The following is a 6,569-nucleotide window of genomic DNA, read 5'->3' as shown; positions in this document are numbered from 1 at the left end:
CATCGGCCACGCGCAGCTCCGGCTTTCCGCACCGCTGCCACTGGAGAACTACCTGCACCACCGCCGTACCGGCGCGTTCCTGGTGATCGACCCGCTGGACGGCAACACGCTGGCCGCGGGCCTGGTCAAGGACCACCCCGGCGACCACGAGGACGAGCGCTACTCCATCTGAGATTGTCCCGAAACCGCGGCTTGTTCGCAGATCCTGGCCTTCACGGGCCGGTTTTGCGAACAAGCCGCGGTTTTGTCGTTTTCGTATCCTTAAGGGTGGGAGGCGAAGCGTGGAGACCATCAACAGCAAGCTCATGAGCTGGGCCTCGATCCTGGACGCCAAGACCCTTGAGCAGGCGCTGGCCACCTCGACGCTGCCTTTCATCTACCCGCACCTTGCCCTGATGCCGGACGCCCACCTGGGCAAGGGCGCCACCGTGGGTTCGGTCATTCCCACCCTCCATGCCATCATTCCGGCCGCCGTCGGAGTGGACATCGGTTGCGGCATGATCGCCGTGCGGACCCAGTACTCCGTGAAGGAACTGCCCCGGGACCGGAAAAGGCTGCGCGAGGACATCGAACGGGCCATTCCGCTGTCCGCCGGACACAACAACCGGTCAGTCCAGGCCACTGCCGAGCCGCGGATCGCCGAGCTCAGGAAGCTGGCGGCCACGGCGGGCTTCAACCCAGCCCAGTACCTGGCGAAGTGGGAACTGCAGCTGGGCTCCCTGGGGTCCGGGAACCACTTTATCGAGGTCTCCGCAGACGAGACCGACGCCGTCTGGCTGTTCCTGCACTCCGGCTCACGAGGCGTCGGCAACAAGATCGCCCAGCATCATATCGGCGTCGCCCAGCAGGTGACCCGGAAACGGGGGACCAGGCTGCCCGACCCCGACCTCGCCTACCTGGAGGAGGGCACGTCCGAGTTCAGGCGGTATATCGAGGAGCTGCGCTGGGCCCAGCATTTCGCGCTGCTGAACCGCGAGGAAATGATGGACCGGGTCATTACGCAGTTCAGCCATTGGCTGGGCGGGCATGTCAGGGAACGCGAACGCATCAACTGCCACCACAACTTCACCCAGCTGGAGACGCACTACGGCAAGTCCGTGTGGGTCTCACGCAAGGGAGCGATCAGGGCTGAACCCGGCGATCCGGGACTTATTCCGGGTTCCATGGGGACAGCGTCGTACGTTGTGGAAGGCCTGGGCAACCCGGCGTCGCTGAACTCCTCGCCGCACGGTGCCGGCCGGGAGTACTCCCGGAACGCCGCCCGTAAGGCCTTCACCCTCGCCGAACTGAAGGAGGCGATGCACGGGATCGAGTTCCGCGCATCTGAGGCCTTCATCGACGAGATCCCGGCCGCCTACAAGCCCATCGATGTGGTGATGCGGGACGCCGCGGACCTGGTGAAGGTGCGGCACAAGCTGCGCCAGCTGGTCAACGTCAAGGGCAACTGAAGGCTCTTCCTGGGCAGCGAATGTGACGTCAGATGAACCTGCGTGACCCCCCGTTTCTGCTTCGTTGAACGGGCTATCGGCACTCCCTATGGTGAAACAATGACTAGTTCCAAGCCCGGGATGACCCGGATCGTGGCCGGTGAAAGCGCGGTGCCCAGGCGCAAGCGTGCCATTGAGGCTGCGTTGGCCATTGGGCTGGTCCTCCTGATCGCCGTCGGCGCCGTGGTGGCGTCCAGCATTTCGCGTAACACTGACGCCCAGGCCGCGACGCCGTCGCCCACCCCTGCTGAAGAACTGAAGCTCGGCTACTTCGGCAACATCACGCACGCGGCAGCGCTCGTGGGCATCAACCAGGGCTTCCTGGCCAAGGAACTGGGCACCACGAAGCTCAGCACCGAAACCTTCAACGCCGGGCCGGCTGCTATTGAGGCCCTGAACGCCGGAGCGATCGACGCCGCCTACATTGGCCCGAACCCGGCCATCAATTCCTTCGTCAAGAGCCAGGGGCAATCCGTCAGCGTCATCGCGGGTGCTGCCGCCGGCGGTGCCCAGCTGGTGGTCCGGCCGGAAATCGACTCCGCCGCGGACCTGAGGGGTAAGACCCTCGCGTCCCCGCAGCTCGGCGGGACGCAGGACGTGGCGCTGCGCGCCTGGCTTGGCTCGCAAGGCTACGACACGAACGTTGATGGCAGCGGCGATGTAGCCATCAACCCCACCGAAAACGCGCAGACGCTTAAGCTCTTCCAGGACGGAAAGCTCGACGGCGCGTGGTTGCCTGAGCCTTGGGCCTCGCGCCTGGTGCTCCAGGCCGGGGCCAAGGTGCTGGTGGACGAAAAGGACCTCTGGGACGGTTCAGCGTCCGGCAAACCGGGGGAGTTCCCCACTACCATTCTGATCGTCAACAAGGCCTTCGCGGCGCAGCACCCGGACACGGTCAAGGCCCTCCTCCGCGGGCACGCCAAATCCGTGGCCTGGCTCAACGACACCCCATCCGCGGAAAAGGCGGCGGTCATCAATGCCGCGCTTCAGGAATCCGCTGGCGCCGCCCTGCCTGCCGACATCATCGACCGCTCGCTGAAGAACATCATTTTCACGGTGGATCCGCTGGCCGGAACCTACCCCAAGCTGCTGAAGGACGGGGTGGACGCCGGCACCACCAAGCAGGCGGACATCAACGGCCTGTTCGACCTCCGGGCACTGAACGAAGTCACCGGAAAATCGATCTCCGCAGCCGGCCTCGGCCAGGACTGACGACGCACCCGCACACCACCCCAGCAACCGCACCACCAACGTAAGGACGGGACCATGCCAGTCGTACTGGAGAACCTGGGCAAGCGCTTCGGCGACGGCGCCCCGGTGCTGGACGACGTCAACGCCAACATCGCGTCCGGCGAGTTTGTCGCCCTCCTCGGTGCTTCCGGCTGCGGCAAATCCACCCTGCTGAACATCATGGCGGGACTTGAGCTCCCGACGTCGGGCGCCTTGGAGGTGCCCAGCGACGGAGCCGCCTTTATGTTCCAGGATGCCGCCCTGTTCCCGTGGCTCACGGCCCGGGAGAACATCGAGCTGGCCCTGCAGCTGCGCGGAGTGGGCAAGGCCGAGCGCCGCGCCAAGGCCAACGAGCTGCTGGAACTGGTGCACCTCGGCGGAGCCGGGGACAAGCGCCCGCACGAGCTCTCCGGCGGCATGCGCCAGCGTGTTTCGCTGGCACGCTCGCTCGCCCAGGACCGGCAGCTGCTGCTCATGGATGAGCCGTTCGCGGCACTGGACGCCATCACCAGGGACCTCCTCCACGACGAGCTGGAACGCATCTGGAAGGAAACCGGGCGGACTATCGTTTTTGTGACCCACAACGTCCGCGAGGCCGTGCGGCTGGGCCAGCGCGTGCTGCTGCTGTCCTCCCGCCCGGGCCGGGTAGTGGAGGAATGGGCCGTCACCGAGGAACACCGAACCGACGCCGGCCTGGCCGGACAGCTGACCGGGGTCATCACCGCCCGGCTCCGGGAGGAGATTCGCCGCCATGCCAAATAACCCCACACCCCTGGCCGAGAGTAACGCTGTGGTGGAGCCTGCAGAGACCCAGCCCGAGTCCCGGCACATCCACGCAGCCCTGACCCGGACCTCCACCGGTCGCGAGGACCTGCGCGAGCTGGAATCCGGCCTGGATTCCCTGCAATTCGACGCCGCCCGCAAGGCACACATCGACTGGAGCCGTATCCTGCTGCCGGTAGCCGCCCTGGTGGTCCTGGTCCTGATCTGGCAGTTCTATGTCTCCCTTGGCGTGAAGCGCCGCGACCTCGTGCCCGGCCCGCTCGATGTCCTGGGCCAGGTCGGCGTCCTTTGGGGCGAAGGCAAACTCCAGGAAGCGGTCTGGACCTCGCTGCAGCGCGGGCTGGTCGGGTTCCTGATCAGCGTCGCCATCGCCACCCCGGTGGGACTCCTGCTGGCCCAGGTTGCTCCGCTGCGCCGGGCCTTCGGACCACTGATTTCCGGACTTCAGGTGCTGCCTTCGGTGGCCTGGGTTCCGGCCGCGATTATCTGGTTCGGACTGACCGACGCCACCGTCTACTTCGTGGTGTTCATGGGCGCCATCCCGTCCATCATCAACGGCCTGATCTCCGGCGTGGACCAGATTCCGCCGCAGTACCGCCGCGTGGGCACGGTCCTGGGCGCGAACCGCCTCCAGATGGCCGTGCAGATCATCCTGCCCGCGGCCCTTCCCGGCTACCTCGGCGGACTGAAGCAGGGCTGGGCGTTCTCGTGGCGGTCCCTGATGGCGGCAGAAATCATCGCCGTGGGCGGCACCATCGGCTTCGGCCTCGGCTCGCTGCTGGACCAGGGCCGCATCCTGTCCGACATGACCGTGGTGATGTCCGCGATCCTGCTCATCCTCGGCGTCGGCATCCTGATCGAACTGCTTGTCTTTGCACCGATTGAGAAACGGCTCCTCCGCAGCCGCGGCCTCCTCTCCGGCAGCACGCGCTGACCCCTCCGAAAACTGGACTGCAGGGCCCGACGGCGAGTACCGCCGTCGGGCCCTGCTGTTTGCCGCCACCCAATGGCGTAAGTTTTGGCCAGCCCGGATGCCCAGAGGCCCGGAAATCCGCGGGACCCAACGCCGGGCCGTCCCAAAAGTGACGCATTTGCGTCGCCGGGCACAAGCCTATGGTCTGGCAGACTGGCGCCATGACTGTGAGCTTTGTGTGCCGCACTGAATCTTCCCTCCCCAGGGAGCGGCTTTTTGACCTGGCCCGCAGCATTGACGCGCATGTTGACTCGCAAAAGGGCGCCGGGGAACGTGCCGTCGGTGGCGTGGTGACCGGGCTGATCGGTGAGGGTCAGGAGGTGACCTGGCGGGCCCGGCATTTCTGCGTCCCATTGACGATGACCAGCAGGATCACGGCCCTCGAGTTTCCAACCAGCTTCACGGACGAGCAGGTCAGCGGCCCGTTTAAGGCCTTCCGCCACGTCCATGAGTTCCAGTCCATGGCCACGGGCACCATCATGACCGACCGTGTGGAGTTCACGGCGCCGTTCGGGTTCCTGGGCCGGCTGGCGGAGAACCTGATCCTCCGGCGGTACCTGATGCGGCTGATCAGCAACCGCGGCCGGTTCCTGGCAGGCACCGGCAGCCGAACTGGGGCACTTTGAGACGGACACGGCGCGGATTGAGCCTGCCTAGGGCCGAATCGCCGCCAATGTGCCCCGCAACGGCGCCTTTTTGAGGCGCCGCCCTATGTGACGCAGCGTTACCTTACGTGAACTGGTGTTTCCGCGCCGTTGTTGGCGAATGTGACGGCGCCCTACCGTTGATCCATGGCAATTCAGGATATTTACCCCACAGCACTGCGGCTGCTCGGCCGCCCCGTGCTGGTGGTGGGCGGCGGACCCGTTGCGGCGCGCCGCGCCAAGGGGCTGCTCGACGCCGGTGCTCGCGTTACCGTCGTGGCTCCCGTTGCCTGCCAGGCCCTGGTGGAACTGGCCGACTCCGGCCTCCTCACCTGGGAGCCGCGCACGTACCTTCCGTCCGACGTCGACGGCGTCTGGTTTGTCCAGACAGCCACGGGCAATTCCGCCGTGGACACCCAGGTTTCAGCCGACGCCGAGGCACAGCGCATCTGGTGCGTCAACGCCTCTGACCACGAAGCCTCAGCCGCGTGGACCCCCGCCGTCGCCGTAGTGGACGACGTACAGATTGCGGTGAACGCCGGGGGAGACCCGCGCCGGGCCATGGCATTGCGCAATGCCGTCGCCACCGCCCTGGAGACGGGGGATCTCCCGCTGCGCCGCCGTCGGGCTCCGAAAAATGCAGGTTCCGTTGCCCTCGTGGGCGGCGGGCCGGGCGACACCGGCCTCATCACCGTCCGCGGCCGCCGCCTCCTGGGCCAGGCCGACGTCGTGGTGGCAGACCGCCTCGGCCCGCGCGAACTGCTTAACGAACTCGCCCCGGATGTCCGTGTCATCGAGGTGGGCAAGACCCCGGGGAATCATCCTGTGCCGCAGGCCGGGATCAACCGGATCCTTGTCGAAGAAGCCCTGGCCGGCCACCGTGTGGTTCGGCTCAAAGGCGGCGACCCGTACGTCCTGGGCCGCGGCGGTGAGGAAGCCGAATACTGCCGGCAGCACGGCGTCGAGGTTGAAGTTGTCTCCGGCGTCACGTCCGCGATCTCCGTTCCCGCCGCCGCAGGTATCCCCGTGACGCACCGCGGCCTGGCCAAGGGCTTCAGCGTGGTCACCGGCCACGAGGAACTTTCCGAAGTCCCGGCCCGTCCTGACCACACCGTAGTCCTGCTGATGGGAGTGGCCGCCCTCCGGGATTCCGCTGCCGCCCTGGCCGCCGCTGGTTTGCCTCTGGACACTCCAGTTGGCATCGTTGAGAACGGCTATCTGCCGAATCAGCGCGTGACCATCGGCACGCTCGGTTCCATCGCCGACCAGGCGGAAGCCGCCGGCGTCGCGAATCCCGCAGTGATTGTGATCGGTGACGTGGTGCGCGTGAGCCCTTTCGCGCCGTCGCACTTCAAGACAGCCGACTACAGCACCACCAGCCCGAACAAGCCCCGAGTCCTCACCACCTAGCCCCCCACCCAACTAGGTAGCAGCAGATGTTGTTTTGAGCCC

At 66.4% G+C, this 6,569-nt stretch carries 7 protein-coding genes; all 7 read left to right on the top strand.

The annotated features are described in order from the left end of the window. Positions 1-172, top strand: a 172-nt coding sequence (locus tag ACLKOZ_RS17540) for an elongation factor 1-alpha C-terminal domain-related protein (protein ID WP_436476937.1), incomplete at its 5' end; no start/stop codon positions are given. Between the two features lie 109 nt (positions 173-281). Continuing rightward, positions 282-1,448, top strand: a complete 1,167-nt coding sequence (locus ACLKOZ_RS17535; RefSeq protein WP_436476929.1) for an RtcB family protein — start codon at positions 282-284, stop codon at positions 1,446-1,448. Positions 1,449-1,568: 120 nt separating this feature from the next. Next, positions 1,569-2,699 carry an ABC transporter substrate-binding protein gene (locus ACLKOZ_RS17530; RefSeq protein WP_436476935.1) on the top strand — a complete coding sequence of 377 codons (1,131 nt, stop codon included), beginning with the start codon at positions 1,569-1,571 and terminating at the stop codon, positions 2,697-2,699. Positions 2,700-2,753: 54 nt separating this feature from the next. Next, complete coding sequence (locus ACLKOZ_RS17525) at positions 2,754-3,479, top strand: ABC transporter ATP-binding protein (protein ID WP_436476928.1); 726 nt, start codon at positions 2,754-2,756, stop codon at positions 3,477-3,479. Continuing rightward, a complete protein-coding gene (locus ACLKOZ_RS17520) occupies positions 3,469-4,434 on the top strand; it encodes an ABC transporter permease (protein ID WP_436476926.1) in 966 nt (321 codons plus the stop codon). Before ACLKOZ_RS17525 ends, ACLKOZ_RS17520 begins: the two co-directional genes overlap by 11 nt. A gap of 200 nt (positions 4,435-4,634) precedes the next feature. Further along, a complete protein-coding gene (locus ACLKOZ_RS17515; protein ID WP_436476924.1) occupies positions 4,635-5,099 on the top strand; it encodes an SRPBCC family protein in 465 nt (154 codons plus the stop codon). A 165-nt stretch (positions 5,100-5,264) separates the two neighbouring features. Further along, positions 5,265-6,527, top strand: coding sequence for a uroporphyrinogen-III C-methyltransferase (gene cobA, locus ACLKOZ_RS17510; RefSeq protein WP_436476922.1), 1,263 nt, complete (start codon positions 5,265-5,267; stop codon positions 6,525-6,527). Positions 6,528-6,569: the final 42 nt, after the last annotated feature.

The organism is Arthrobacter sp. R4 (genome assembly GCF_051365025.1).
Classification (GTDB): domain Bacteria; phylum Actinomycetota; class Actinomycetes; order Actinomycetales; family Micrococcaceae; genus Arthrobacter.
The sequence above is the reverse complement of the archived record's forward strand: the minus strand, read 5'-3'. Positions and strand labels throughout refer to the sequence as shown.